A 26,395-nucleotide genomic window follows, 5' to 3' on the forward strand; every position below is an offset into this window, starting at 1 on the left:
GTCCGTGAAACCGACCCCCGGCAGCTCGCCTACGTCATGTTCACCTCCGGCTCCACCGGAACCCCCAAGGGCGTCGCCGTCACCCACCACAACGTGGTGGCGCTGGCGGCCGACCGTCGCTTCGCCGGGCACGACCGGGTGCTGTCGCACTCCGCGTTCGCCTTCGACGCCTCGACCTACGAGGTGTGGGTGCCGCTGCTCAACGGCGGGACGGTGGTCGTCGCCCCGCCCGGCGTACTCGACGCGCCCACCCTCGAACAGATGCTCAGGCAGGAACGCGTCACCGGGGTGTTCCTGACCACGGGGCTGTTCAACGTCCTGGCCGAGGGCTCACCCGAGGTGCTGGCGGCCGTACCCGAACTGTGGACGGGAGGTGAGGCGGCCTCCCCCGCGGCGGTCGAACGTGTGCTGGACGCGGGCGGCGTCGTCACCAACGTCTACGGCCCGACCGAGACCACGACGTTCGCGCTGTCCCACCGGACGGCGAAGACGCCCGCGGGCACCGTCCCGATCGGCGGGCCGCTCGACAACACGCGCGCCTACGTCCTGGACGCCGCGCTGCGGCCCGTTCCCACCGGGGTGCCCGGGGAGCTGTACATCTCCGGGGACCACCTGGCCCGCGGCTACCTCGGCAGGCCCGGCCTCACCGCAGAACGCTTCGTCGCCGACCCCTACGGCCCGCCCGGCACCCGCATGTACCGCACCGGCGACCTGGTACGGCGCCGCGCCGACGGGAACGTCGAGTTCGTCGGCCGGGCCGACGGGCAGGTGAAGATCCGTGGATTCCGGGTGGAGCCCGGGGAGATCGACGCCGTCCTTCTGCGTCACCCCGACGTCGTCCAGAGCGTGACCCTGCTACGCGAGGACAACCCCGGCGACAAACGCCTCGTCACCTACCTCACCACCCGGAACCCCACCGACCCCGGCCACCTGCTCCAACACGCCCGGCGAACCCTGCCCGCCTACATGGTCCCCACCGCCCTCGTCATCCTCGACACCCTCCCCCTCAACCACAACGGCAAAGTCGACCGCGACGCCCTGCCCGCCCCCGTGCGGGGGGAGGCGGCCGAGGAGAAACAGGGGCCGAGGACCGAGGCCGAGGAGCTGGTCGCGGAGGTCTGGGCCGAGGTGCTCGGGGTCGAGCGGATCGGCGTGCGCGACGACTTCTTCGCCCTCGGCGGCAACTCGCTGCTGGCCATCCGGGTCGCCGCCAGGATCAGGGCGGCCGTGGACCTGGAGATACCGGTCAACGCGGTCTTCACCGACCCCACGGTCGAACGGCTGGCCGACACCGTCGAGGCGCTGCTCATCAACGACATAGAAGGAAGAACCGCCTGATGACCGACCAGCTGTCGGAGCGTGCCGGCGCCCTCACCGCCGACAAACGCGCCCTGCTGTCACAGCGACTGCGCGGGCGGGCGGGGAGCGCGACCGTCCTGCCCCGTCCTCCGGGGACCGAACCGCCACCGTCCAGCGGGCAGGAGCGGCTGTGGTTCATGGAGCAGCTCGCCCCGGGGAACGTCGCCTACACGCTTCCCGTCGCCATGCGCCTGAAGGGGGAGCTGGACGTCGCGCTGCTCGCCGAGGCTTTGACCGCGCTGGTGGCCGGGCACGAGGCACTGCGGATGCGTTTCCCCGCCACCCAGGACGGGCGGCCGAGGGTCGTCGTCGACGAGCCGTGGCCCGTCACGCTTGAGGTCACCGAGGCGGAGGACGTGGAGCGGGCGGCCGAGATCCTCGGCGCGGAGGCGGCCCGGCCGTTCGACCTGACGAGCGACGCGCCGCTGCGGACGTCACTGGTCCGCGTCGGGCCCGGCGACCACGTGCTCATGCTCCTCGTCCACCACATCGTGAGCGACGGCCGGTCGCTGGAGATCATGACGGGTGAGCTGCTCGCCCTGTACGGCGGGCTGCGCGAGGGCACCCCCGGTCCGCCGCCGGGCCCGGCCGTGCAGTTCGGCGACTTCGCCGTCTGGGAGCGGGAGCGGCTGGCCGGGCCCGCGGCCGAGGCCGACGGCGCCTTCTGGCGCGCGGAACTGGCCGGGCTGCCCGACCTGGAGCTGCCGACCGACCGTCCCCGGCCTCCCGAGCAGCGGTTCGAGGGCGCGGCCCACTCCTTCACCTGGGACGCCGAGCTGACCGAGACCGTACGCGAGCTGGGCAGGGCGCACTCCGTCACGCTCTACATGACCCTGCTGGCGGCCTACCACGCGGTGCTCGCCCGGCACGCGGGCCAGGACGACTTCGCGATCGGCTCGCCGGTGGCCGGACGGCCCTACCGGGAGCTTGAGGGGGTGGTCGGCGCCTTCGTCAACATGGTGACCCTGCGCGGCCGTACCGGGGCGGACCCGACCGTGGCCGAGCACCTGCGCGAGACCAGGCAGACCGTGCTGGGCGCGCTGGCGCACCAGGACTACCCCTTCCACCGGCTGGTCAACGACCTGCGGGTCGAGCGGGACCCCGGCCGGTCCGCGGTCTTCCAGGCGACGTTCACGCTGGTCGACCGGGCGGTCCGTGAGACGACCGTCGCGGGGCTTGAGGTGAGCCCGTTCGACCTGCGGCTGCGCGCCACCCAGTTCGACCTGGCGCTGTACGTCAGCGAGACCCCCGAGGGGCTGAGCGGTTTCATCACCTACCGGACCGACCTGTTCGAGGCCGTGACCGTCGAGCGTGTCGAACACTCGATGCGGCGCTTCCTGCGGCAGGCCGCGGCCGATCCCGCGCTGCGCCTGTCCGAGGTGGACCTGCTCGGCGAGCGGGAGCGGCGCACGCTGCTCGGCGAGTGGGCGGGCACCCGTACCTGGCGGCCGCAGCATCGCACGCTCGGCGAGATGGCCGAGGCGCAGGCGGCGCGGACCCCGGACGCGCTCGCCCTCGTCGCCGGGGAACGGTCGCTGACCTTCGCCGAACTGCACAGCCGGGCCAACCGGCTGGCCAGGCGGCTGCGGGAGCTCGGTACCGGCCCCGACACGCGGGTGGCGATCTGTCTCGACGAGACCGTGGAGGCCGCCGTCGCGATCCTCGCGGTGCTCAAGGCGGGCGGCGCCTACCTGCCGCTCGACCCCGAGCAGCCGCGTGAACGGATGGACCTTCTGCTCGCCGACGCCTCGGCCGTGCTGCTGGTCACCGACTCGGCGCTGCGCGAGCGGGCGAGCGGTTTCACCGGCCCGGTCGTCGAAATGGACCGGCTGGACGGCCCGGGCGACGACACGCCGCTCGAACCGGTGGCGGGCCCCGGCGACCTCGCCTACGTGATCTACACCTCCGGCACGACCGGGCGGCCCAAGGGGGTCGGCGTCCAGCACCGGCACATCGTGGCCTACCTGGAGTACATCCGCCAGGAGTACGACATCGTGCCCGGCGCCACCTTCGGCCTGCTCCAGTCGCTCGCCTTCGACTTCAGCATGCTGATGTTCCACCTGCCGCTCACCGGCGGCGGAATCCTGCACCAGCTGCCCCGCCGCGGTTCCGGGCCCGAACTGGCCGAGGCCGTGCGGGGCCTCGACTATCTGAAGATGACGCCCTCCCACCTGGCCGCGCTCGGCGCGGAGGTCGAGCCGGAACGGCTGCTGCCGCGCCGGGCGCTCGTCCTGGCGGGTGAGGCGTCCCCGGCCGCCTGGGTCCGTGACCTGGCCTCCCGCGCGGGCTGCGCGATCTTCAACAGCTACGGCCCGACCGAGACGGTCGTCGCGGTGACCGGCGAGCGGGTGGACCCGTCGGCCCTGTCCGGCGGTACGGCCTGGCCCGTCGGCCGCCCCTTCCCCGACGCCCGCGTCTACGTGCTCGACCGGGCGCTGCGCCCGGTGCCGCCGGGGGCGGCCGGTGAGCTCTACGTCGGCGGCGACACCCTGGCCAGGGGTTATCTCGGCAGGCCGGGCCTCACCGCGGAACGCTTCGTCGCCGACCCGTACGGCGAGCCGGGCGCGCGCATGTACCGCACCGGCGACCTCGTCCGGTGGCTCCCCGGCGGGCGCCTCGACTTCCTCGGCCGGGCCGACCACCAGATGAAGATCCGCGGCTACCGGGTCGAGCCCGGCGAGGTCGAGGCGGCGCTTGGCGCCCTGCCCGGCGTCGTCCAGGGTGTGGCCGGGTTGCGCGGCGACCGTCTCGTCGCGTGGCTCGAACGGGAACCGGACGCGCCGGAGACCGGCGCCGCCGAGCTGCGGGCGTTCCTGCTCGACCGGCTCCCCGAGTACATGGTCCCCGGCCGGTTCGTCTGGCTCGACCGGCTCCCGCTCCAGGCGCACGGCAAGGTGGACCGCGCGGCGCTGCCCGACCCGGAGCCGGAACGGCCCGACCTGCGCCCCGGCTACACCGCCCCGGCCGATCCGACGGAGGAGGCCGTCGCCGCCATCTGGGCGGGAGTCCTCGACCTCGAACGGGTCGGCACCGGCGACGACTTCTTCGAGCTCGGCGGCCACTCGTTGCTGGCCACCCAGGTCGTGGCCAGGATGCGCAAGGCCTTCCCGGAGAGCAGGCCGCCGATCGGCGTGCTGGAGATGTTCACCCACCCCACGGTCGCCGCCCTCGCCACGCTCGTCACCGAACGCCGGGCCGGGGCCGCGGCGCCGCGCCGCGTCCTGGCCGAGCTGACCCGCCCGGTCGCCCCCGAGGACCGGGTCGGCTCCGTCATCTGCGTGCCGTACGGCGGCGCGAACGCGGTCGTCTACCAGACGCTCGCCGACGCGATGCCCGCCGGTTACTCCCTCTACGCGGTCGCCGCGCCGGGGCGCGAGCCGGGCGAGGAGGGGCAGCTGCCCTTCGAGGAGGTGGCCAGGCTCTGCGCCGAGGAGATCGCCGAACGCGTCCGGGGCCCCGTCGTGATCTACGGGCACTGCGCGCCCGGCAGCGCCCTGGCCATCGAACTGGCCCGCCACGTCGAGGCGTCCGGCCGTGAGCTCGACGCCCTCTACCTGGGCGGCATCTTCCCCTTCGCCAAGCCGAGGGGCCGTCTCCTCGGCCCGCTCAGCAGCCTCATCAACGACCGGCTGCAGGGCACCAGGAGGGTCGCGGCCGAACTGCGCGCCATCGGCGGCGACGTGTCCGGACTCGACGAGGAGCAGGTGGCCTTCACCGTCGAGCTGATGCGTGAGGACGGCCGGATGGCCGAGGAGTACTACACGCGGATCCTGGCCGCCGAGCAGCCGCGGCTGCGGGCGCCGGTCATCTCGGTCGTCGGCGAACGCGACCCGGGCACCGAGTTCTACCAGGAGCGCTTCAAGGAGTGGTGCTTCGTGTCCGAGTCGGCCTCGCTGGTCGTCATCGACGAGGCGGGCCACTTCTTCCCCAAGTACCGCGCCGGTGAGCTGGCCCAGATCCTGACGGGCACCCACACCGCCGACGAGGCCTGGCGCCGGGAGCACTCGCGGGAGGCGGGCGGCACCTGGTGGCTGCAGGACTCCGTGACGCGGCGGGCCGCCGTACGGCGGGAGCGGGAGCCGGACGTGCGCCGCTTCCTGGCCGTCGCGCTCGGGCAGCTGGTCTCGCTGACCGGGTCGGCGCTGACCGAGTTCGCGGTGCCGATCTGGATCTACACGGTCACCGGGTCCCTGGTCCACTTCGGGCTCATCGCCCTGCTCGCCCTGGTGCCGGGAATCTGCGTCGCGCCGCTGGCGGGCGCCGTGGTCGACCGTCACGACCGGCGGCGGGTGATGATCGCCGGTGACCTGTGCTCGGGGCTGGCCCAGGCGGCGATGCTCGCCCTGCTGCTCACCGGCGGGCTCACGGTCGCCCCGCTGTACGTGCTGATAGCGGTCGTCTCGGTCTCCGCGACCTTCCAGCGGCTCGCCTACCAGGCGTCGATCCCGCAGCTGGTGCCGAAACGCTACCTCGGGCACGCCAACGGCATCGTGCAGCTGGCGATCGGCACCGCCCAGTTCCTCGTCCCGCTCGTCGCGGTCGGCCTGCTGGCCGCCATCGGCCTTGAGGGCATCCTGACCATCCAGGTGGCGGCCTACGTCTTCGCCGTCGTCGTGGTGCTGTTCGTCAGGTTCCCCACCACGCTGGGGCTGCGCCGCCGTGAGCCGATGTCCGCGGAGATCGCCAACGGTTTCCGGTTCTCGCTGGGGCACCGGAGCTTCCGGGCCATGCTCGCCCTCTTCGCCGGGGTGAACCTGTTCCTGGCGCCCATGTTCGTCATGGTCTCGCCGCTCGTGCTGTCCTTCTCCTCGCTGACCGCCGCCGGTGCCATGGCGGTCGCGGCCGGAGCGGGCGCGGTCGCCGGCGGCGTCACCATGAGCCTGTGGGGCGGCCCGACCCACCGCAGGCTGCGCGGCGTGATCCTCACCACGACGCTGATGGCGGTCTCGGGACTGCTGATCGGGCTGCGGCCCAACCTCTGGCTGATCGGAGCCGGGGCCTTCGGCATGTCCTACGCGCTGGCGCTGATCAACGGCGTCATCATGACGATCATCCAGGTGAAGGTGCCCTACCGCTTCCAGGGGCGCGTCATCGCGGTCAACACCATGATCGCCGCGGCGACCACACCGATCGGCTTCGGCGTCATCGCCCCGCTCGCCGCCCCCCTCCTCGACCCGCTGCTCGCCGCGGGCGGCCCGCTCGCCGGCACCCTCGGCGTGGTGATCGGCACCGGGCCGGGACGCGGCATCGGGCTGCTCTACCTGCTGTGCGGGCTCGGCATCGCCCTGCTGACGGTCGCGGGCCTCCGGATCAGGACCCTGGCGCGTTTCGACGACGACGTGCCCGACGCCAGGCCCGACGACCTCGTCGGCATCGAAGAACTCGAAAGGACGCGCGCATCGTGAACACCACCATCGCCTGGGAGGTCGAGGACGGCCGCCCCGCCGCGGCCGACGCCCAGGGGACCGGTCTGAGGGAGACCTGCGAGTGGCTGCGGGAGAACCGTCAGGCCCTCAGGGCGGGCCTGGACGTCCACGGCGCCCTCTACCTGCGGGGGCTGCCGCTCACGGGGGTCGAGGACTTCGCCGAGGTGCGTGACGCCCTGGTCTCCAGGCCCGCCGGGTATGTGGAGAAGGCCACCCCGCGCAGCCACTTCGGCAAGGACGTCTACTCCTCGACGGACCTGCCGCCGTCCCAGGCGATCCGCCCGCACAACGAGAACAGCTACGCGCTCAGCTTCCCCGGGCTGCTGATGTTCGGCTGCCTGGTCGCCCCCGACCAGGGGGGCGCGACCCCGGTGACCGACGTGCGCAAGGTGCTCGGGGACATCCCGGCGCCGCTCGCCGACCGGTTCCGCGCGCACGGCTGGTCCCTGGTGCGCAACTACGGCGACCACATCAGCCTCGGCTGGCGCACCGCCTTCGGCACCGAGGACAGGGACGAGGTCGCCGCGTACTGCGCGGCCAACCACATCGCCCACGAGTGGCTGGACGGCGACAGGCTGCGGACGACGCAGCGCCGCTCGGCGACCATCCGCCACCCGGGGACCGGGGAGGAGGTGTGGTTCAACCACACGGTCTTCTGGAACGAGTGGGCGCTCGACCCGGAGGTGCGTGAGGTGTTCCTTGAGGACCTCGGGCACGACAACCTGCCCTTCAACACGGCCTACGGCGACGGCGAGCCGATCTCCAGGCAGGACGTGGAGACGATCGACGAGGCCTACCGGCGGGCGACGGTCAGGGAGACGTGGCGGCCGGGTGACGTCCTGATCGTGGACAACATCCTGTCGGCGCACGCCCGTGAGGCGTTCCGGGGCGGCCGCAGGATCGTGGTCGCGATGGGTGACCCGGTCGCCCTGGACGACTGCGCGCCGACGGTCCCGCCGCTGGGCGGCTTCGCGGCCCCGGCGGCCGGACCGGCGAAGAGGCGCCGCTGGTTCGGCCGCCGTTCCTGACTCCTCGGGAGGGGACCGGTCAGGCGCCGTCCTCCAGGTCCCCCTCCGATGTGAGGTAGACCTCCCGCAGCTCGCGCAGGACGTCCGGGTCGGGGTGTTCCCACATGCCCCGGCCCGCCGCCTCAAGCAGGCGTTCGGCGATGCCGTGCAACGCCCACGGGTTGGACTCGGACAGGAACGCCCGGTTCTCCGGGTCGAGCACGTAGGTCGCGGCGAGCTTGTCGTACATCCAGTCGGCCACGACCCCGGTGGTGGCGTCGTAGCCGAACAGGTAGTCGACGGTCGCGGCCAGCTCGAAGGCGCCCTTGTAGCCGTGCCTGCGCATGGCGGCCAGCCAGCGCGGGTTGACCACCCGGGCGCGGAAGATCCTGGAGGTCTCCTCGGACAGGGTCCTGGTGCGGACCGCGTCGGGGCGGGTGCTGTCGCCGACGTAGGCGGCGGGGGCCCTGCCGGTGAGCGCCCTGACGGTGGCGACCATGCCGCCGTGGTACTGGAAGTAGTCGTCGGAGTCGGCGATGTCGTGCTCGCGGGTGTCGACGTTCTTGGCCGCGACCGCGATCCGCCGGTAGGCGGCCTCCATGTCCTGCCTGGCCGGGACCCCCTCGACGCCCCTTCCGTAGGCGAAGCCGCCCCACACGGCGTACACCTCGGCCAGGTCGGCGTCGTCGCGCCAGTTGCGGCTGTCGATCAGCGGCAGCAGCCCGGCGCCGTACGCCCCGGGACGGGAGCCGAAGATGCGCATGGTCGCCCTGCGCTCGTCGCCGTGCTCACGGGTGTCGGCCAGCACGTGCGCCCTGACGTAGTTGTCCTCGTCCGGTTCGTCCAGCCCGGCGGCCAGCCGTACGGCGTCGTCGAGCAGGGCGACCACGTGCGGGAAGGCGTCCCTGAAGAAGCCGCTGATGCGGACGGTCACGTCGATCCTGGGCCTGCCCAGTTCCCCGGCGGGGATCGCCTCAAGGCCGGTGACCCGCCGCGACGCCTCGTCCCACACCGGGCGCACGCCCAGCAGCGCCAGCACCTCGGCCACGTCGTCCCCTGCGGTGCGCATGGCGCTGGTGCCCCACACCGACAGGCCGACCGAGCGCGGCCAGTCGCCGTGCTCGGAGCGGTAGCGTTCGAGGAGCGATTCGGCCATCGCCTGCCCGGTCTCCCAGGCCAGCCTGCTCGGCACGGCCTTCGGGTCGACCGAGTAGAAGTTGCGGCCGGTCGGCAGCACGTTGACCAGCCCGCGCAGCGGCGACCCGCTCGGTCCCGCCGGGACGTAGCCGCCGTCGAGGGCGTGCAGGATCGCGCCGATCTCGTCCACGGTGCGCGCCAGCCTGGGGACGACCTCCTCGGCCGCGAACCGCAGGACACGCCCGACCTGCTCCCGGTCGCCGCCCGTCACGGACGCGGCGACCTCGGCCGTGGCGGCCGGGTCCCAGCCGCGTTCCTCCATCGCCTCGACCAGTGACCTGGCCTCGGCCTCCGCCTCGTCGACGCCCAGGCGCCCGGCGGTGCCGTCCTCACGCAGGCCGAGCGCCTCGCGCAGGCCGGGCAGCGCCATGCCGCCCGCCCACATCTGGCGGGCGCGCAGGATGGCCAGCACCAGGTCGACGCGGACGGCACCCTGCGGGGCCGCGCCGAGCACGTGCAGGCCGTCGCGGATCTGGACGTCCTTGACCTCGCACAGCCAGCCGTCCACGTGCAGCAGGAAGTCGTCGAACTCGGCGTCGTGCGGACGGTCCTCGATGCCGAGGTCGTGGTCGAGCCTGGCGGCCTGGATCAGCGTCCAGATCTGCGCCCGGATCGCGGGCAGTTTGGCCGGGTCCATCGCGGCGATGGAGGCGTGCTCGTCGAGGAGCTGTTCAAGCCTGGCCATGTCGCCGTAGGTGTCGGCGCGGGCCATCGGCGGGACGAGGTGGTCGACCAGCGTGGCGTGGGCGCGGCGCTTGGCCTGGGTGCCCTCGCCGGGGTCGTTGACCAGGAACGGGTAGATCAGCGGCAGGTCCCCGAGGGCGGCGTCGGGGCCGCAGGAGGCCGACAGGCCCGCCGACTTGCCGGGCAGCCACTCCAGGTTGCCGTGCTTGCCGACGTGCACCACGGCGTGCGCGCCGAAGCCGTCGGACAGCCAGCGGTAGGCGGCCAGGTAGTGGTGGCTGGGCGGCAGGTCGGGGTCGTGGTAGATGGCGATGGGGTTCTCGCCGAACCCCCGGGGCGGCTGCACCATGACGACGACGTTGCCCGCGCGCAGCGCGGCCAGCACGATCTCACCGTCCGGGTCGGCGGAGGTGTCGACGAACAGTTCACCGGGCGGGGGCCCCCAGTGCTCCTCGACCGAGGTCCGCAGGTCCTCGGGCAGCGTGGCGAACCACGCGGCGTAGCGGGAGGCCTTGATCCGCACCGGGTTGCCCGCGAGCCGTTCCTCGGTGAGCCAGTCGGGGTCCTGGCCTCCGGCGGCGATGAGGGCGTGGATCAGCGCGTCGCCGTCCTGCCCGGTGACGCCGGGCAGTTCGTCCTCGGCGCCGATGTCGTAGCCGTGCTCGCGCATCGCGGCAAGCAGCCGCACCAGGCTCGCCGGGGTGTCGAGGCCGACGGCGTTGCCGATCCTGGAGTGCTTGGTCGGGTAGGCCGACAGCATCAGCACGATCCGCCGCTCTGCGGGCGGGACGTGCCGCAGGACGGCGTGCCGTACGGCGATGCCCGCCACGCGGGAGGCCCGCTCGAGGTCGGCGACGTAGACGGTCAGGCCGTCCCCGTCGATCTCCTTGAAGGAGAACGGCACCGTGATGATCCGCCCGTCGAACTCGGGGATCGCCACCTGGGTCGCCGCGTCGAGCGGGGAGAGGCCGTCGTCGTTGGCCTCCCAGGCGGCCCTGCCGCCGGTCAGGCACAGGCCCTGCAGGATCGGCACGTCGAGTTCGGCGAGCGCGCCGACGTCCCAGGCCTCGTCGTCGCCGCCCGCGGACGCGGTGGCCGGGCGGGTGCCGCCCGCGGCCAGCACGGTCACCACCAGGGCGTCGACCGTGCCCAGGGTGTCGAGCAGGCCCTGCTCGGCGCTGCGCAGGGAGGCGCAGTAGACGGGCAGCGCGCGGGCGCCCGCGTCCTCGATCGCGGCGCAGAGCGTCTCGACGAAGGCGGTGTTGCCCGCGACGTGGTGGGCGCGGTAGTAGAGCACGCCGACGACCGGGCCCTCCTCACGGCGCGCCCGGCGTTCGAGCACGCCCCAGGCGGGCGTCGGGGCGGGCGGGGCGAAGCCGTGGCCGGTCAGCAGCAGCGTGTCCGACAGGAAGCGGCCCAGTTCGGCGAGGTTGGCGGCCCCGCCGTGGGCGAGGTAGGCGTGCGCCTCGGCGCACACCCCGCCGGGCACGGTCGACAGTTCCATCAGCTCGGCGTCCGGCGCCTGCTCGCCGCCGAGCACGACGACGGGCAGCGGCCCGGCGAGCAGGGCGTCCAGGCCCTCCTCCCAGGCGCGGCGCCCGCCGAGCAGCCGTACGACGACCAGGTCGGCGCCCTCGACGAGGGGAGGCAGGTCCCCCGCGGTGAGCCTGGCGGGATTGCCGAGCCGGTAGTCCGCGCCGCTGGCGCGGGCGCTGAGCAGGTCGGTGTCGGAGGTGGAGAGCAGGAGGATCATTCGCCACGCTCCCCGGCGGGGAGCGGCGCGGCCGTGAACGGCGGTGCGGGCTTGCGGCTGGGGAACGGCGAACAGCGCACAGGGCTTTCCTCCCTCGGGGTCCTCGCCCCGGGTCGTCGTCGGCTACGACGGCTGGAGTCTCCTGGCTCCCGGATCGATGCTCCCCCCGGCCTTCCCGCCCGTTGCCGGACCGTGGCTGGATGGGGTTCGCTCCCCGGTTACAGTGGCGGGACCGCGCCGGATTCACACCGGCTTCCTCCCTTTTGCCGTCGCCAACGATGAGACTACGGCAGCGAGGTCCCCGCAAGAAACTGGAGTTACCATCCTCAGCGTGTCAAAAGGTCACTTCTCCGGACGATCTCATCCCGACGCGTGCCCGGGGGCGCTCCAGGTGCATTCCGCGGCCGACGGCGGCCTGGCGCGCGTCAGGGTGCCCGGAGGGCGCCTGACGGCCCCGCAGCTGCGCGAGCTGGCCTCGGCCGCCAAGACCTGCGGCAACGGCGTCGTCGAGCTGACCTCCCGGGCGAACGTCCAGGTGCGCGGACTGGGCGCCGGGGACGCCTTCGCGGCCCGCATGGCACAGGCGGGGCTGCTGCCCTCGGCCACCCACGAACGGGTCCGCAACGTCCTGGCCTCACCGCTGAGCGGCCTCGACGGCCGGGGGATTCTCGACGTGGGACCGCTGACCCGTGAGCTCGACCTGCGCCTGTGCGGCACGCCCGCGCTCGCCGGCCTGCCGGGGCGGTTCCTGTTCGCGCTCGACGACGGCCGGGGCGACGTGGCCTGGCTCGGGGCGGACGCCGCGATCCTGCCGACCGGCCCCGGCGAGGTGGCGTTGCTGCTGGCCGAGGCCGACAGCGGCCTGCGGATGCCACCGGGATCGGCGGTCGCCGCGCTGCTGACCGCCGCCGAGGCGTTCCTGACCGAGCCCGGGGTGCGGGAGGGCCGTGTGTGGCGGATCGGCGAACTGCCCGGCTGCGCGGAGCGCGTCGCCGCCCGGGTCGCGGCCACCCTGGAGACGACTTCCGCCCCCGTACGGCGGGACCCCGTCCCGGCGCCCTCCCACGGGCCCGTCGGGACCGTCGAACAGCCCTCAGGCCTGAACACGCTCGGCGTCACGGCGCCGCTGGGGCGGCTGACCTCCGCCCAGGCCGCCCTGCTGGCCGGCCTGGCCGTCGAGGAGGTACGGCTGACGCCGTGGCGCGGCGTCGTCCTGCCCGGCCTGTCCCCGGCCGCTCTCTCCGGGGTCGCCGGGCGGCTCGTCGCCGCCGGGCTGGTCCTCGACCCGGCCTCGCCGTGGACGGGCGTGACGGCCTGCGCGGGGCGGCCCGGCTGCGCGAAGTCACTGGCCGACGTGCGGGCCGACGCCGCCCGCTGGATCGCGGCCGAGAGCGACCCGCCCTCGGCCGTCCCCGCCCGCCCCGGTACGCTCCCGGTGCACTGGGCGGGCTGCGAACGACGTTGCGGCCGCCCGCGAGGACGGGCCGTCGACGTGGTCGCGACCACGACCGGCTACCGGGTCCTCCTGGAGGACAGCGGCTTGGACAGCGGCTTGAACAGTGGCCCGGAAAGCGGCCTGAACTGCGCGGACATTGAGGAGACCACGGCCGCCGTGGCGGCTCTGAGAGGGGAAACGTGACCGACTACGTCCGGGACGGCGCGGAGATCTACCGGCGTTCCTTCGCCACCATCCGCGCCGAGAGCGACCTGGACGGCCTGCCGCCGGACGTCGCCCAGGTGGCGGTCCGCATGATCCACGCCTGCGGGATGGTGGACCTGGTCGCCGACCTCGGCTGGTCGCCGGGCGTGGTCGCCTCGGCCAGGGCGGCCCTGCGCGCGGGGGCGCCCGTGCTGTGCGACGCGATGATGGTCGCCTCGGGGGTGACCCGGCGCCGCCTGCCCGCGGGCAACGAGGTGCTCTGCACGCTGGGTGAGCCCGGCGTGCCCGAGCTGGCCGTACGGCTCGGCACCACCCGCAGCGCGGCCGCCCTCGAACTGTGGCGCGACCGTCTCGAAGGGGCGGTCGTCGCGATCGGCAACGCGCCGACCGCGCTGTTCAGGCTGCTGGAGATGGTCGAGGAGGGGGCGGGACGGCCCGCCGCCGTGCTCGGCGTGCCGGTGGGTTTCATCGGCGCCGCCGAGTCGAAGCAGGCGCTCGCCGGGCATCCGGCGGGTCTGGAGTACCTGGTCGTGCACGGGCGCCGGGGTGGGAGTGCGATGGCCGCCGCCGCGGTCAACGCGATCGCGAGTGAGGTCGAGTGAACGACACGTCAGCGGGACGGCTCAGGGGCGTCGGGCTCGGCCCGGGAGACCCGGAACTGGTGACCGTCAAGGCGGCCAGGCTCATCGGGGAGGCGGACGTCATCGCCTACCACAGCGCCCGCCACGGCAGGAGCATCGCCCGCTCGGTGGCGGCGCCGTACCTGCGGGAGGGGCAGATCGAGGAGGCGCTGATCTACCCGCTCACCACGGAGACCACCGACCACCCCGGCGGCTACCAGGGCGCCATCGACGACTTCTACGCCGACTGCGCGCTGCGGCTGGCCGCCCACCTGGACGCGGGCCGCGACGTGGTCGTGCTGTGCGAGGGCGACCCGCTCTTCTACGGCTCCTACATGCACATGCACAAGCGGCTGGCCCACCGCTACGTCACCGAGGTCGTGCCCGGGGTGACGTCGGTGAGCGGCGCCGCGGCCGTGCTCGGCAGGCCGCTGGTCGAGCGGGACGAGGTCCTGACGGTGCTTCCCGGCACGTTGCCCGCCGAGGTCATCGCCGAACGCCTGGCCGCGACCGACTCCGCGGCGATCCTCAAGCTCGGCCGTACCTTCACCAAGGTTCGCGACGCGCTGGCCGAGGCGGGCCGTCTCGACGAGGCGTGGTACGTGGAGCGCGCGACCACCGGCGCGCAGCGCCTGGCCCCGCTCGCCGAGGTGGACCCGGACAGCGTGCCGTACTTCTCGCTGGCGCTGGTGCCGAGCCCGGTCAACTCCGGCCTTCCCGGCACCCACGGTGAGAACCGGGCCCCGGAGCGCGTCCAGGGCGGCGAGGTCGTCGTGGTCGGGCTCGGGCCCGCCGGGCGGCCCTGGCTGACGCCGGAGGCTCAGGAGGCGCTGGCCGCCGCCGACGACCTCGTCGGGTACGGCCCCTACCTGGACCGCGTCCCGCCGAACCCGCGCCAGCGCCGTCACCCGACGGACAACCGGGTGGAGGCCGAACGGGCGGCGCACGCCCTCGAACTGGCCGCGGCCGGGGCGCGGGTCGCGGTGGTCTCCTCCGGCGACCCCGGGGTGTTCGCGATGGCCAGCGCGGTGCTTGAGGTCTCCTGCGAGCCGAGGTTCGCCGACGTCGCGGTGCGGGTGCTGCCCGGCCTGACCGCGGCGCACGCGGTGGCCAGCCGGGTCGGGGCGCCGCTCGGCCACGACTACTGCGTGCTGTCGCTGTCCGACCTGCTCAAGCCGTGGGAGGTCGTCGCGGACAGGATCAGCGCCGCCGCGCGGGCCGACCTGGTCTTGGCGATCTACAACCCGGCCTCCAGGAGCCGCACCTGGCAGGTCGCGGCGGCCAGGGACCTGCTGCTCGAACACCGCTCGCCGGACACACCCGTGGTCGTCGGCCGTGACGTCGGCGGCGCCGGGGAGAGCCTGACCGTCACCACCCTCGGCGACCTCGACCCGGCCACGGTCGACATGCGCTGCCTGCTGCTGGTCGGCTCCTCGACCACCAGGGTCGCCGAAAGGAAGGACGGGAGGCGGGTGGTCTTCACCCCCCGCCGCTATCCCGCCTGACCGCCCGCCACGGCGTCCAGCCACGCCGTGGCCTGCTCGACCGTCTCGGCCGCCGGGACCCCGCCGGGCACGGCGGGGCGGCGCACGACGACGACGGGCAGCCCGAGCTCGCGGGCGGCGAACAGTTTGGCGGTCGTCATCCGGCCGCCGCTGTCCTTGGTGACCACCACCTCGACGCGGTTGTCCCGCATGAGGTCGAGTTCCCCCTCGACGGTGAACGGCCCCCGGCTGAGCAGCACCTGGAGGTTGCGCGGCAGCGGCGGCTGGGGCGGGTCGACGGAACGGGCCAGGAACCACAGGTCGTCCAGGCCCGCGAAGACCGGCAGGCTGCGCCGGCCCGTGGTCAGGAAGACCCGGCGGCCCAGGCCGGGCAGCGACTCGGCGGCGGCCTCAAGGGAGGGCGTCCAGCGCCAGTCGTCTCCCGGCCCCTGCCGCCAGCCGGGCCGCCGCAGGATCAGCAGCGGCACCCCGGCCAGGCCCGCCGCCTCGGCCGCGGACGCGGTCATCCTGGCGGCGAAGGGGTGGGTGGCGTCGACGACGACGCCGATCCCGTTCTCCTCGATCCAGGCCCTGAGTCCGGCGGGTCCGCCGAAGCCGCCCTCGCGCACCTCCCCGACCGGCAGCCTGGGGTCACGGACCCGCCCGGCCAGGGAGGAGATCACACGCGTCCCCGGCCGGTCGGCGAGCGCGGCGGCCAGTCTTCTCGCCTCGTCGGTGCCGCCGAGCACCAGGACGTTCAGCGTGCCCGGGTCAGTCACGGCAGCGGGCCGCGGAGTACAGGTGGCTGTCGGGGAACTCCGAGGCGGTCAGCACCCTGCCGACCACGATCACCGCGGTGCGCACGACGCCCGCGGCGCGGACCTGCCCGGCGATGTCGGCGAGCGTGCCGCGCAGGATCACCTCGTCGTCCCTGCTGGCCCTGGCCACCACGGCCACCGGGCAGTCGAGGCCGTACCTGGGGACCAGCTCCGCCACGACCTCCTCGGCGCGCTGCACGGCCAGGTGCAGGACCATCGTCGCCCCCGACCTGCCGAGGGTGTCCAGGTCCTCCCCCTCCGGCATGGGGGTCGCCCGCGCCGAGGTGCGGGTGAGCACCACCGTCTGGCCGACGCCGGGCACGGTCAGCTCCCGCTTCAGCGAGGCCGCCGCGGCGGCGAAGGCGGGCACCCCGGGAACCACCTCGTACGGCACGCCCTCGGCGTCCAGGCGCCGCATCTGCTCGGCCATCGCGCTGTAGACCGAGGGGTCCCCCGAGTGCAGCCTGGCCACGTCGTGCCCCGCCTCGTGGGCGGCGAGCATCTCGGCCACGATCTCGTCGAGGGCCATCCTCGCGGTGTCGACGAGGCGCGCGCCCGGCGGGCAGCACTCCAGCAGGGCCTCCGGGACCAGGGAGCCCGCGTACAGGCACACCGGTGAGGAGGCGATCACCCGCTGCCCCCGCAGGGTGATGAGGTCGGCGGCCCCCGGCCCCGCCCCGACGAACCGCACCGTCACCGTTCCTCCTGTGTCCCGGCGGGTTTGACCGCCGTCCAGATCGTCACCGGCATCATGGGCCGCCAGCCGGTGAAACCGCCGACCGGGGCGGCCCTGCTGACCGCGAGCCTGACCATCTCGCTGTGGGAGCCGCCGATCCTGGCGTGCCAGGCGGCGACCGTGGTCTCCGACTCGACGGTCACCGCGTTGGCCACCAGCCTGCCGCCGGGCCGCAGCGCCCGCCAGCAGGCCTCGATCACGCCGGGGACGCTCACCGCGCCGCCGACGAAGACGGCGTCCGGGGCCGTGAGCCCGCCGAGCGCGCCGGGGGCGGCGCCGGTCACCACGTTCAGGCCGGGCACGCCGAGGGCGAAGGCGTTGCGGGTGAGCCGCCCGGCCCGGTCGCCGTCCCTCTCGACGGCGATCGCCCGGTTCTCCGGGTGGGCGCGCATCCACTCGATCGCGAGGCTGCCCGCCCCGGCGCCGACGTCCCACAGCAGTTCGCCGGGGACGGGCGCGAGCCGGGACATGGTGACCGCCCGCACCTCGCGCTTGGTGAGCTGGCCGTCGTGCTCGAACGCCTCGTCGGGCAGGCCGGGCAGGACCGGCAGCGGGACGGTCCCCGGCGCGGCCACGCACTCGACGGCCACGACGTTGAGGTCGTCGGCCTCGGTCAGGGACCAGCCGCCCGCCGTACCGGAGACCAGGCGTTCGGCCTCACCGCCGAGCCGTTCCAGGACGGTCATCGGGCTCGCGCCGTAGCCACGGGCGGTGAGCAGCGCGGCGACCCGGGCCGGGGTGCGGCCGTCGGCGCTGAGGACGAGCACCCTGCGCCCGTCGTGGACGGCGGTGTGCACGGCCTCGGCGGGACGCCTCACGAGACTGACCACCTCGACGCGGTCGGCGGCCCAGCCGAGCCTGGCGCAGGCCAGCGAGACCGAGGAGGGGGACGGCAGCACCCTGACCCGTCCGGCGCCGAGCAGCCGCACCAGAGTCGTGCCGATGCCGTGGAACATGGGGTCGCCGCTGGCCAGCACGCACACCGCGCGCCCGCGACCGGCCTCGATCAGGCCGGGCAGCGCGGGCAGCAGCGGCGACGGCCAGGTGACGCGCTCGGCCGTACCGGCGGGGATCAGGGCGAGTTGCCTGGCGCTGCCCATCAGCACCTCGGCGGCGAGCAGCTCCTCGCGTGCCTCCGGGGACAGACCGGCCCAGCCGTCGGCTCCGACGCCGACGACGGTTATCCGGTCAGACATTTCCGAGAACTCGGGTGACGCGGATCTCGATCACGACGCGGGAGGGGTTCTCCCTGGGCTGCCGGTAGCGCTCGGCGTAGCGGCGCACGCCCTCGGCGATCGAGCCGGGGTCCCTGCGGATGACCGCGCTGCCCTCCAGTGTCGACCAGCGCCCGCCGTCGACCTGGCAGACGGCGACGCGCGCGCCGCCGTCCCCGGCGGCCTCGATGTGGCGGACCTTGCGCGAGCCGTCCGAGGTGATCACCCGGGCGATCCCGGCCTCGGCGTCCAGCGTCACGCCGACCGGGATGACGTGCGGCGTGCCGTCGGCCCGCAGCGTGGTCAGCGTGCACAGGTGGTACTCCCGCCAGAAGGCGTGGAAACCGTCCTCGCGATCCGTCAACACCGGCTGTCCCTCCCCATGGCTGCTGTCTACGGGGCGACATGCTAGCCGGGAGGCCGGCCCGGCGGAGGACCGGCTCCACCGGGCCCGGGGCTCACTCCGCCGCGGACGCCTGCTCCCCCGCCGCCTCGTCGGCCGTCTCCTTGGACGCCTCGTAGGCCGCGAGGAGCTGCTGACGACGCTCGGCGGGGAGCCTGTCGATGTACAGCATGCCGTCCAGGTGGTCGGTCTCGTGCTGCAGGCAGCGGGCGAGCAGACCGGTGCCCTCGACCGTGATCGGGGCGCCGGTGACGTCGAACCCGTGCACCACCGCCCGGTCCGGCCTGGCCAGGCTGGCCCGCTGCCCGGGAACGGACAGACAGCCCTCGTCGTAGTCGTCCAGGTTCCGCTCACCGTGACCGGGCAGCACCAGGGTCGGGTTGACCACGACGCCCTTGCGGTATTCCTCGGTCTCGTCCGGGCAGTCGTAGACGAACACCCGCAGCGGCACGCCGATCTGGTTGGCGGCCAGGCCGACTCCCTCCGCGGCGTACATGCTGGCGAACATGTCGGCCACGAGCGCGGCCAGCTCCTCGTCGAAGCCGGTCACGTCCTGGCACGGGCGGTGCAGCACCGGCTCACCCACGAACGTGATCTGCCTCGCCGTGCCCTCGCCGCTTGCTTCCATCCGTCATGCCTCCAGGGTCGCGGTGTGTGGTTCGCAGCAGACTACCGACGGCCGCGCGCTCCCCGTGACGGGCGTCAGCTGCCCCCGCTGTAGACGACCTGCTCGGGCCTGATCCTGACGGTGACGCGCTGCTCGCCCGGCTGGCGGTAGGGGTAGGTCTCCACCCCGAGGTACTTGTTGGCCAGACCGTCGATGACCTCGTCGGCGCCGTCGAGCTCGAACTCGGCGACACCGGAGACGCTCACCAGGTGGAAGGCGTCCTTCGGGTCGAGCACGCTCACCGAGACCTGCGGGTTGTCGCGCAGGTGGCGCTCCTTGGCGCGGCCGACGGCGGTGTTGAAGATGACGTCGTCTCCGTCGACGTCCACCCAGACGACGGTGCTGTGCAGCGAGCCGTCAGGGCGCAGGGTGGTCACCCAGCCGTGAATGGGCTGGCTGAGCAGGGCCTTGGCGTCGTCGTTCAGCTTTCCCACGGGAACCTCCGCAGTCGCGTGATGTGCCTGTCGACCCATCGAACATCACGGGTAACCGATCAATTCCACCGCCCCCCGCCGAGAGGTAACATCCGCCCAGAGACCGCCCACACGACGGAGGTTCCGCATGAGCTTCGACGAGGCCGCCTTCCAGGTTCCGGCGCGGGGACCCGTCCCGTCGTCCTGACCTGAGGCCGCCCGCGCGCGGTCCCGGTCGCGGCGGTCCGTGCTCCTCGCCCCGGAACGATCACCTTTTCCCCGATCGTTCCTTCCTTCCGAGGAGCTCTTTTGCGTGCTCGCACGTCCGCGCGTCTCGGCGCGGACTTCGGCAAACTCTGGACCGCCTCCGCCGTCTCCAACGTCGGCGACGGGGTCACCCTGACGGCCGGTCCCCTCCTTGTCGCCTCACTGAGCGACGACCCCGTCCTCGTCGCGGGCGCCGTCCTGGCCCAGCAGCTCCCATGGGTGCTGTTCTCCCTGGTCAGCGGCGCCTATGTGGACCGGCTCGACCGGCGGCGGCTGATCGTCGCCGTCAACCTGGTCCGCGCCCTCGCCCTGGGGACGCTCTGCGCCGTCATCGCGGCGGGGGCGCTGACCGTTCCCCTCGTCTACGTCGTCTTCTTCCTGCTCGGCACGGCGGAGACCGTCGCCGACACCGCCTCGGCCGCCCTGCTTCCCGCCGTCGTCGCGCCGGAGCTGCTGGCCGGGGCGAACACACGGCTGATGGCCACCTTCACCGTCGGCAACCAGTTCGCGGCCAAACCGCTCGGCGGATGGCTGTTCACCGTCTCGGCCGCGCTGCCGTTCGGTTTCGACGCGCTGACCTTCGTGGTGTCCGCCGCCCTGGTGTCCGCCATGCGGCCCCTGCCTCTCGCCTCCCCTCCCGGGCCGAGCGGCGGTCTGCGCGCCGACATCGCCGAGGGGGTGCGCCGGCTGTGGCGGCACCGGTTACTGCGGACCCTGGCGCTGAGCATGGGGGTGGGCAACCTGATGTTCTGCGGGGCCTTCGCGGTCTTCGTGCTGTACGCCCGGCAACGTCTGGGCCTGTCGGAGGTGGGGTACGGCCTGCTGCTGACCGCCTTCGCCGCCGGCGGCCTGCTCGGCACGCTGACGGCGGGCCGGTTGTGGTCGCGGTTCGGCGCGACCGCGCTGCTGCGCGCCGGGCTGCTCATCGAGGCGGCGACCCATCTCGTCCTCGCCCTGACCACGCGGCCGTGGGTGGCCGCGGCCATCCTGGTGGTCTTCGGCACACACGCGATGGTGTGGGGGGTGATCGTCGTGACGCTGCGCCAGCGGGCGGTGCCCGGCGGCCTCCTCGGACGGGTCACCAGCGCGTACGCGCTGCTCGACGTCAGCGGCGCCGCCCTCGGCTCGCTGCTCGGCGGCGTCGTCGCCCACGCGCTGGGGATCACGGCGCCGTTCTGGATCGCCGCCGGGACGATGCTCGTCGTCCTGGCCGTCGCCTGGCGCCCCCTGGGCCGGGCGGACGCCCAGGCCCCCGGTCCCGCCGTCGCCGGATAGGGGCCCGGGGTACGGCCCGCCCGCCCCGGGCGGGCCGTACGATCGGCGGATGACCGCCCGTCAGAGTCAGCTCGTCGTCGACTGCGCCCGCCCCGAGACGCTCGCCGTGTTCTGGAGCCGTCTGCTCGGCGGGGTCCCGGTGCACCGGGACCCCGCCTGGTCCAGGCTCGACCCCCCGGGCGGGCTCAGGATGGCCTTCCAGCGGGTTCCCGAGGCCAAGGCGGGCAAGAACCGGCTCCACCTGGACGTCGCCGTCGAGGACGTCGTCGCGGCTGCGGAGGGCGCGCTGAGCCTCGGCGGCCGCCGTTGCGGCGGGCCGGTGCGCGACGCGGCGGGCGTCTTCCAGGTGATGCTCGACCCCGAGGGCAACGAGTTCTGCCTCGTCGGTCCCTGAGGCCCCGTTCAGTGGACGGAGAGCCCGCCGTCCACGAAGATCGACTGCCCGGTGACGTACGCCGAGGCGCGGCTCGCCAGGAAGACCGCCGCGCCCGCGAAGTCCTCCGCCAGGCCGTTGCGGCCGACCATCGTCCGCGCGGCCAGCGCGGCGACCCGCTCGGGGTCGGACGACAGCCGCGCGTTGAGCGGCGTCATCACGAACCCGGGCACGAGCGTGTTGCAGGTGACGCCGTACGGCGACCACGCCTCGGCCTGGGAGCGTGACAGCGATTCGAGCCCTCCCTTGGAGACGCCGTAGGCGCCGCTCTGCACGAAGGCCCGGTGCGCCTGCTGGGAGCTGATGTGGATGATCCGGCCGAACCCCCGTTCCGCCATGCCCGGCCCGAAGCGCTGCCCCAGCAGGTAGGGCGCCTCCAGGTTGACGGCCATGGTGATGTCCCACACGTCCTCGCCCAGCTCCCCCATGGGGGGACGCTGGTTGATCCCGGCGCTGTTGACGAGGATGTCGGGCTCCCCGAACGCCTTCACCGCCTCCTCCGCCGCGGCGCGCACGCCCTCGCGGGTGCTCAGGTCGGCGCTGACCCAGGCGACGCGGCAGCCGTCGGCCTCAAGCTCGGCGGTCGTGGCGGCCAGTTCCTCCGGCCTGCGCGCCACGACCACGACGGCCGCCCCGGCCCGTGCCAGCGCCCCCGCGATGCAGCGGCCGATGCCGGAACTCCCGCCGGTCACCACGGCGACCCTGCCGTCCAGTGAGAACAGGTCCGACAGATACTTCTGCGTTGTCATGGCCGGAACTGTAGAGGAGTCCCGCTCCGAGGCCCGGGAGCGGGGCGTGAACCCGATCGGGGGGTTGTGGCAAGACATCCCCGACCCCTGCCCCTACGGAAAGGCCGGCCCGATGCCATGGTGCCGACGATGACCGCACCGCCCACGACCGGCACGTGTGACCGCGACCTGGTACGCGAGTCCTGGACACGTCCTGAGGCGTTCGCCGCGCTGTTCGACCGCTACGCCGGCATGCTCTACCGGTACGTCTCCCGCAGGCTCGGCCCCGAGACGGCCGAGGACCTGGTCGGTGAGACGTTCCTGGTCGCCTTCGACCGCAGGAGACGCTACGACCTGGCCTACGCCGACGCCCGTCCCTGGCTGTTCGGCATCGTGACCAAACTCCTCTCCAGGCACCACCGCACCGAGGCCGCCAGGTACCGTGCGCTGCGGCGCAGCCCCGGGGAGGGCGTGGTCGAGAACCCGGCCGACCGGGTGGCCGCCGAGGTCACCGCCCTGGCCTGCAGGCCCGTGCTCGCGGAGGCGCTCGCGGGGCTGCCGCCCAGGGACCGTGACGTCCTGTTGCTGATCGCCTGGGGCGACCTGTCGTACGAGGAGACCGCCCGCTCCCTCGGTGTCCCGGTCGGCACCGTGCGCTCCCGGCTGAACAGGGCCCGCAGGAGGATACGCGCGGCGCTCGGCGAGACCAACCCGATGCACGAGGAGGAGTGACCATGGACGACCTGACGACGCTCCGCGCCCTCGGCGGCGAACTGGAGCACGAACCGTCCGCCGCCGCGCTCGACGGCCAGCGGCGACGCCTGCTCGGCGCCCTGGACGGCTCCCTGGACGGCGGGAGACGTGGACGCCGATGGCCGCGCAGGCCCGGTGCGCGCGGCGCGGTGACGCTCGCCCTGGCCGCCGCGGCCACCGCCGCCGTGCTCGTCGTCCCGAACCTGCTGCTGCGGGGCCACGAGGTGCCCTCCCCGGTGGGGGCGCGCCCGGTCAAGGCGAACGAGGCGATCAACGTGCTGGTCGCCGGGACCGACGGCCAGGCGGGGGCCAGGAGGAGCCGCGGGGAGGACGTCGGGGACCCCAGGGCGAACGCCGCGCGCGCCGACACACTGCTCCTGGTGCACCTGTCCGCCGACCGCGAGCGGGTCTCCGTCATCAGCATCCCCAGGGACTCGATGGTCCTGGTTCCCCCCTGTTCGAGTCCGGCGGGCAAGACCGTTCCCGCGAGGATCGAAATGATCAACGCCTCCTTCGCCGAAGGCGGCATGGCCTGCCTCTGGAAGCGGGTCGAGACCCTGACCGGGGTCCGCGTCGACCACGCGGTCGAGGTGGACTTCTCCGGCTTCAAGGGCATGGTCGACGCCATCGGAGGGATCGAGGTCACCCTGCCCTCCCCGGTCGAGGACCGGCAGGCGAAGGTACGGCTCCCCAAGGGCAGACAGGTGCTCAACGGCGACCAGGCGCTCGGCTACGTGCGGGTACGCTACAGCCTGGGCGACGGCTCCGACCTTGAGCGGATCGGCCGTCAGCAACGGTTCATGGCGTCCCTGGCGCGCAAGGCCGCGGGCCTGACGTCGGACCCCGTCCGCCTCGCCGCCTTCCTCGGCGAGGCCGCGAAATCGGTCAAGGCGGATCGCGGGCTCGACCTGGCGACGCTGCGGGCGATCGCCGAGAGCCTGGACGGGACGGCCCCCGGCTCCGTCGAGTTCCTCACGGTGCCCGTCCGCCCGTCCGCCGTGGATCCCATGAGGCTCGACTGGGACCGCGCCGCCGCGTCGCGCCTGTTCGCGAAGGTCCGCGACGACACACTGTGAGCCGGGGACCGTGCGGGAGTCCGTACCGGGGCGGGTGCGCGGGGCGCGCCTCGTTGCGGCCTCCCGCGCGCCCGGCCGACAATGATCGGGTGATCACCCGTGTGCGTTCCGTGATCAGGGTCGAGGGCGTCGTGCAGGGAGTCGGCTTCCGCCCCTTCGTGTACGGCCTGGCGGTGCGGCTCGGCCTCGGCGGGCTGGTCGGCAACGACGAACGCGGGGTGTTCATCGAGGTCGAGGGGGCTCCGGCCCTCGTGGCGGAGTTCACCGCGGCGCTCAGCGCGAGCCCGCCGCCGCTGGCCACCGTCGAACGGGTCAGCGCGCGGCCCGCGACGGCGACGGGTGAGACGCGCTTCGCCATCGCGGGCAGCTCCGGGGGCGGGCCGCGGCGGACGCTCGTCTCCCCCGACGTGGCCACCTGCGACGACTGCCTGCGCGAGATGGACGACCCGGCGGACCGGCGGTACGGCTACGCCTTCGTCAACTGCACCAACTGCGGGCCCCGGTTCACGATCGTGCGGGACGTCCCCTACGACAGGCCGAACACCACGATGGCGGGCTTCGCCATGTGCGCGGACTGCGCGCGGGAGTACCACGACCCGGCGGACCGGCGCTTCCACGCCCAGCCGGTGTGCTGCCCGGCCTGCGGCCCCCGGCTGCGGCTGCTCGGCCCCGCGGGCGGCCCGCTGCCGGGCGACCCGGTCGAGGAGGCCGTACGGCTGCTGCGCGGCGGCGGGGTGCTCGCGGTCAAGGGGCTTGGCGGTTACCACCTGGCCGCCCTCGCCTCCCGCGAGCCCGCCGTCGCGGCGCTGCGTTCCAGGAAGCACCGGATGGAGAAGCCCTTCGCGGTGATGGTGGCCGGCCTGGCGGCGGCGCGGCTGCTGTGCGAGGTGGACGAGGCGGAGGAGCGGCTGCTCACCTCGGGGGCGCGCCCGATCGTGCTGCTGCGCGGGCGCGAGGAGAGCGCCCGTCTCGTCGCCCCCTCCGTGGCCCCCTCCGGCGGCCCTTCCGGTGAGAGGCCCGGGGACCGGTGGCTCGGGGTGATACTGCCCTACACCCCGCTGCACCACCTGCTGCTGCGCGGCCTGGACGCGCCCATGGTGCTCACCAGCGGCAACGTCTCCGACGAGCCGATCGCCTACCGCGACGAGGACGCGCTGGCCCGCCTGGGCGGGGTCGCCGACGCCTTCCTCGTCCACGACCGGCCGATCCACACGCGCACCGACGACTCGGTCGTGCGGGTCCTGCGGGGCCGTGAGCTGCCGCTGCGGCGCTCCCGGGGGTACGCCCCGCGCCCGCTGCCGCTCGCCCGCGCCCTGCCCGGGCCCGTGCTGGCCTGCGGCGCGGAGCTGAAGCACACCTTCTGCGTGGCCAGGGGCGCCCACGCCTTCGTCTCCCACCACATCGGCGACCTGGAGAACTACGAGACGTTCCGGTCCTTCACCGAAGGGGTCGGCCACTTCCTGCGGCTGTTCGACGTCGTCCCCGAGGTGGTGGCCCACGACCTGCACCCGGAGTACCTGTCGACCAAGTACGCGCTCGCCCTTGAGGGGCCTCTCGCGGGGGCCCGCCCGGTGGCGGTGCAGCACCACCACGCGCACGTGGCCTCGTGCCTGGCCGACAACGGGGTCGCGGGGCCGGTGATCGGGGTGGCCTTCGACGGGCTCGGCTACGGTCCGGACGCGACGCTGTGGGGCGGGGAGTTCCTGGTGGCCGACCTGGTCTCCTTCGAGCGGGCGGGTCATCTGGCCACGGTGCCGATGCCCGGCGGGGCGGCGGCGGTCAGGCAGCCGTGGCGGATGGCCGCCGCCTACCTCGACGCGGCGTACGGCGGTGCCGTACCCGGTGACCTGGACGTCGTACGGCGCAACGCCGAGGCCTGGGAGGGGGTCCTGGCGCTCGGCAGGCGCGGGGTGAACGCCCCCCTGACGTCGAGCGCGGGCAGGCTGTTCGACGCGGTGGCCTCGGTCGCGGGCGTCCGGGACGTCATCGGCTACGAGGGGCAGGCGGCGATCGAGTGGGAACGGCTCGCCGACCCGGCGGAGACGGGCCGTTACGGCTTCCGCCTGACGGGTTCTGCCCCCTTCGTCGTCCACGGGACCGACCTGGTCGCGGCGGTCGCCGAGGACGTCCGGGCGGGCACGGAGACCGGGGTGGTCTCCGCCAGGTTCCACAACACGGTCGCGCGGATCGTCGCCGAGGGCTGCGCCCGGGTCAGGCGGGCGGGCGGGCCGTCCACGGTCGCGCTCTCCGGGGGCGTGTTCCAGAACGCGCTGTTGCTCGTGCGGGCCGCCGCCCTCCTGGAGGAGGACGGCTTCCACGTGCTGACGCACGGGCGGGTGCCGCCCAACGACGGCGGCGTCAGCCTGGGCCAGGCCGTCGTCGCGGGCGCCCGCGACGTCCGGCACTGACCCGGGCGCCCGCG

At 74.0% G+C, this 26,395-nt stretch carries 19 protein-coding genes and 1 riboswitch; of the genes, 11 read left to right on the forward strand and 8 right to left on the reverse strand.

Annotation, left to right across the window (positions count from 1 at the left end; translation table 11 throughout):
* The 3 genes from ABZ463_RS38975 to ABZ463_RS38985 all read left to right on the forward strand — a co-directional run.
* Nucleotides 1-1,338 (forward strand): non-ribosomal peptide synthetase (locus ABZ463_RS38975; protein ID WP_362784666.1); only part of this gene is annotated, 1,338 nt, incomplete at its 5' end.
* Nucleotides 1,338-6,764 (forward strand): amino acid adenylation domain-containing protein, encoded by a 5,427-nt coding sequence (locus ABZ463_RS38980; protein ID WP_362784669.1) that lies wholly within the window; start codon nt 1,338-1,340, stop codon nt 6,762-6,764. The genes ABZ463_RS38975 and ABZ463_RS38980, both read left to right, overlap by 1 nt.
* On the forward strand, nt 6,761-7,813 hold the full coding sequence (locus ABZ463_RS38985; protein WP_362784672.1) for a TauD/TfdA family dioxygenase: 1,053 nt from the start codon (nt 6,761-6,763) through the stop codon (nt 7,811-7,813). The genes ABZ463_RS38980 and ABZ463_RS38985 overlap by 4 nt, the downstream gene beginning before the upstream one ends.
* A gap of 19 nt (nt 7,814-7,832) precedes the next feature.
* Here the strand turns inward: ABZ463_RS38985 and cobN are convergent, their stop codons facing one another.
* Nucleotides 7,833-11,426 (reverse strand): cobaltochelatase subunit CobN, encoded by a 3,594-nt coding sequence (gene cobN, locus ABZ463_RS38990; RefSeq protein WP_362784674.1) that lies wholly within the window; start codon nt 11,424-11,426, stop codon nt 7,833-7,835.
* Nucleotides 11,427-11,542: 116 nt separating this feature from the next.
* Nucleotides 11,543-11,746, reverse strand: a riboswitch (cobalamin riboswitch).
* A gap of 11 nt (nt 11,747-11,757) precedes the next feature.
* On the opposite strand from cobN, the gene cobG reads away from it, so the two are divergent.
* From cobG to ABZ463_RS39005, 3 genes are read left to right on the forward strand one after another with little or no spacing between them, the layout of a single operon-like run.
* Nucleotides 11,758-13,065: a precorrin-3B synthase gene (gene cobG, locus ABZ463_RS38995; RefSeq protein ID WP_362784678.1), complete on the forward strand. Its 1,308-nt coding sequence runs from the start codon at nt 11,758-11,760 to the stop codon at nt 13,063-13,065.
* Nucleotides 13,062-13,688 (forward strand): precorrin-8X methylmutase, encoded by a 627-nt coding sequence (locus ABZ463_RS39000; RefSeq protein WP_352016482.1) that lies wholly within the window; start codon nt 13,062-13,064, stop codon nt 13,686-13,688. The genes cobG and ABZ463_RS39000 overlap by 4 nt, the downstream gene beginning before the upstream one ends.
* Nucleotides 13,685-15,211, forward strand: a complete 1,527-nt coding sequence (locus ABZ463_RS39005) for a precorrin-2 C(20)-methyltransferase (RefSeq protein WP_362784681.1) — start codon at nt 13,685-13,687, stop codon at nt 15,209-15,211. The genes ABZ463_RS39000 and ABZ463_RS39005 overlap by 4 nt, the downstream gene beginning before the upstream one ends.
* On the opposite strand, the gene ABZ463_RS39010 is transcribed toward ABZ463_RS39005, so the two are convergent.
* From ABZ463_RS39010 to ABZ463_RS39035, 6 genes are all read right to left on the reverse strand, one after another.
* Nucleotides 15,199-15,969 carry a cobalt-precorrin-6A reductase gene (locus ABZ463_RS39010; protein ID WP_352016484.1) on the reverse strand — a complete coding sequence of 257 codons (771 nt, stop codon included), beginning with the start codon at nt 15,967-15,969 and terminating at the stop codon, nt 15,199-15,201. The genes ABZ463_RS39005 and ABZ463_RS39010 overlap by 13 nt on opposite strands.
* A complete protein-coding gene (gene cobM / locus ABZ463_RS39015; RefSeq protein ID WP_362784684.1) occupies nt 15,962-16,705 on the reverse strand; it encodes a precorrin-4 C(11)-methyltransferase in 744 nt (247 codons plus the stop codon). Before cobM ends, ABZ463_RS39010 begins: the two co-directional genes overlap by 8 nt.
* Nucleotides 16,702-17,940: a precorrin-6y C5,15-methyltransferase (decarboxylating) subunit CbiE gene (gene cbiE / locus ABZ463_RS39020; protein WP_362784687.1), complete on the reverse strand. Its 1,239-nt coding sequence runs from the start codon at nt 17,938-17,940 to the stop codon at nt 16,702-16,704. The genes cobM and cbiE overlap by 4 nt, the downstream gene beginning before the upstream one ends.
* Complete coding sequence (locus tag ABZ463_RS39025) at nt 17,933-18,325, reverse strand: TIGR03618 family F420-dependent PPOX class oxidoreductase (protein ID WP_352016487.1); 393 nt, start codon at nt 18,323-18,325, stop codon at nt 17,933-17,935. Before ABZ463_RS39025 ends, cbiE begins: the two co-directional genes overlap by 8 nt.
* A gap of 91 nt (nt 18,326-18,416) precedes the next feature.
* The gene (def, locus tag ABZ463_RS39030; protein WP_362784690.1) at nt 18,417-18,989 is read right to left on the reverse strand and encodes a peptide deformylase; all 573 of its coding nucleotides are present in this window, start codon (nt 18,987-18,989) and stop codon (nt 18,417-18,419) included.
* A gap of 74 nt (nt 18,990-19,063) precedes the next feature.
* Nucleotides 19,064-19,462: a TIGR03618 family F420-dependent PPOX class oxidoreductase gene (locus tag ABZ463_RS39035; protein ID WP_362784693.1), complete on the reverse strand. Its 399-nt coding sequence runs from the start codon at nt 19,460-19,462 to the stop codon at nt 19,064-19,066.
* Between the two features lie 288 nt (nt 19,463-19,750).
* Here ABZ463_RS39035 and ABZ463_RS39040 point away from each other — a divergent pair, with 288 nt between their 5' ends.
* Nucleotides 19,751-20,983: an MFS transporter gene (locus ABZ463_RS39040; RefSeq protein WP_362784696.1), complete on the forward strand. Its 1,233-nt coding sequence runs from the start codon at nt 19,751-19,753 to the stop codon at nt 20,981-20,983.
* Between the two features lie 49 nt (nt 20,984-21,032).
* Entirely contained in the window at nt 21,033-21,377 is a 345-nt protein-coding gene (locus ABZ463_RS39045) for a VOC family protein (RefSeq protein WP_362784699.1), read from the forward strand.
* Nucleotides 21,378-21,385: 8 nt separating this feature from the next.
* On the opposite strand, the gene ABZ463_RS39050 is transcribed toward ABZ463_RS39045, so the two are convergent.
* Complete coding sequence (locus tag ABZ463_RS39050) at nt 21,386-22,165, reverse strand: SDR family oxidoreductase (protein ID WP_352016492.1); 780 nt, start codon at nt 22,163-22,165, stop codon at nt 21,386-21,388.
* A 129-nt stretch (nt 22,166-22,294) separates the two neighbouring features.
* Here ABZ463_RS39050 and ABZ463_RS39055 point away from each other — a divergent pair, with 129 nt between their 5' ends.
* From ABZ463_RS39055 to hypF, 3 genes are all read left to right on the forward strand, one after another.
* Entirely contained in the window at nt 22,295-22,876 is a 582-nt protein-coding gene (locus ABZ463_RS39055) for a sigma-70 family RNA polymerase sigma factor (protein WP_352016493.1), read from the forward strand.
* Between the two features lie 2 nt (nt 22,877-22,878).
* A complete protein-coding gene (locus ABZ463_RS39060; protein WP_362784703.1) occupies nt 22,879-23,973 on the forward strand; it encodes an LCP family protein in 1,095 nt (364 codons plus the stop codon).
* A gap of 89 nt (nt 23,974-24,062) precedes the next feature.
* Nucleotides 24,063-26,381 carry a carbamoyltransferase HypF gene (gene hypF / locus ABZ463_RS39065; protein ID WP_362784706.1) on the forward strand — a complete coding sequence of 773 codons (2,319 nt, stop codon included), beginning with the start codon at nt 24,063-24,065 and terminating at the stop codon, nt 26,379-26,381.
* Nucleotides 26,382-26,395: the final 14 nt, after the last annotated feature.

The sequence above is a fragment of the Streptosporangium sp. NPDC020145 genome, assembly GCF_040631275.1.
In the GTDB taxonomy this organism is placed as follows: Bacteria; Actinomycetota; Actinomycetes; order Streptosporangiales; family Streptosporangiaceae; genus Streptosporangium.

Bases quoted from the DNA above. Each gene is read 5' to 3' on its own strand.
- ABZ463_RS38980 (WP_362784669.1), top strand. From the start codon at position 1,338: ATGACCGACCAGCTGTCGGAGCGTGCCGGCGCCCTCACCGCCGACAAA.
- cobN (WP_362784674.1), bottom strand. From the start codon at position 11,426: ATGATCCTCCTGCTCTCCACCTCCGACACCGACCTGCTCAGCGCCCGC.
- cbiE (WP_362784687.1), bottom strand. From the start codon at position 17,940: ATGTCTGACCGGATAACCGTCGTCGGCGTCGGAGCCGACGGCTGGGCC.
- def (WP_362784690.1), bottom strand. From the start codon at position 18,989: ATGGAAGCAAGCGGCGAGGGCACGGCGAGGCAGATCACGTTCGTGGGT.
- ABZ463_RS39045 (WP_362784699.1), top strand. From the start codon at position 21,033: ATGACCGCCCGTCAGAGTCAGCTCGTCGTCGACTGCGCCCGCCCCGAG.
- ABZ463_RS39050 (WP_352016492.1), bottom strand. From the start codon at position 22,165: ATGACAACGCAGAAGTATCTGTCGGACCTGTTCTCACTGGACGGCAGG.
- ABZ463_RS39055 (WP_352016493.1), top strand. From the start codon at position 22,295: ATGACCGCACCGCCCACGACCGGCACGTGTGACCGCGACCTGGTACGC.
- ABZ463_RS39060 (WP_362784703.1), top strand. From the start codon at position 22,879: ATGGACGACCTGACGACGCTCCGCGCCCTCGGCGGCGAACTGGAGCAC.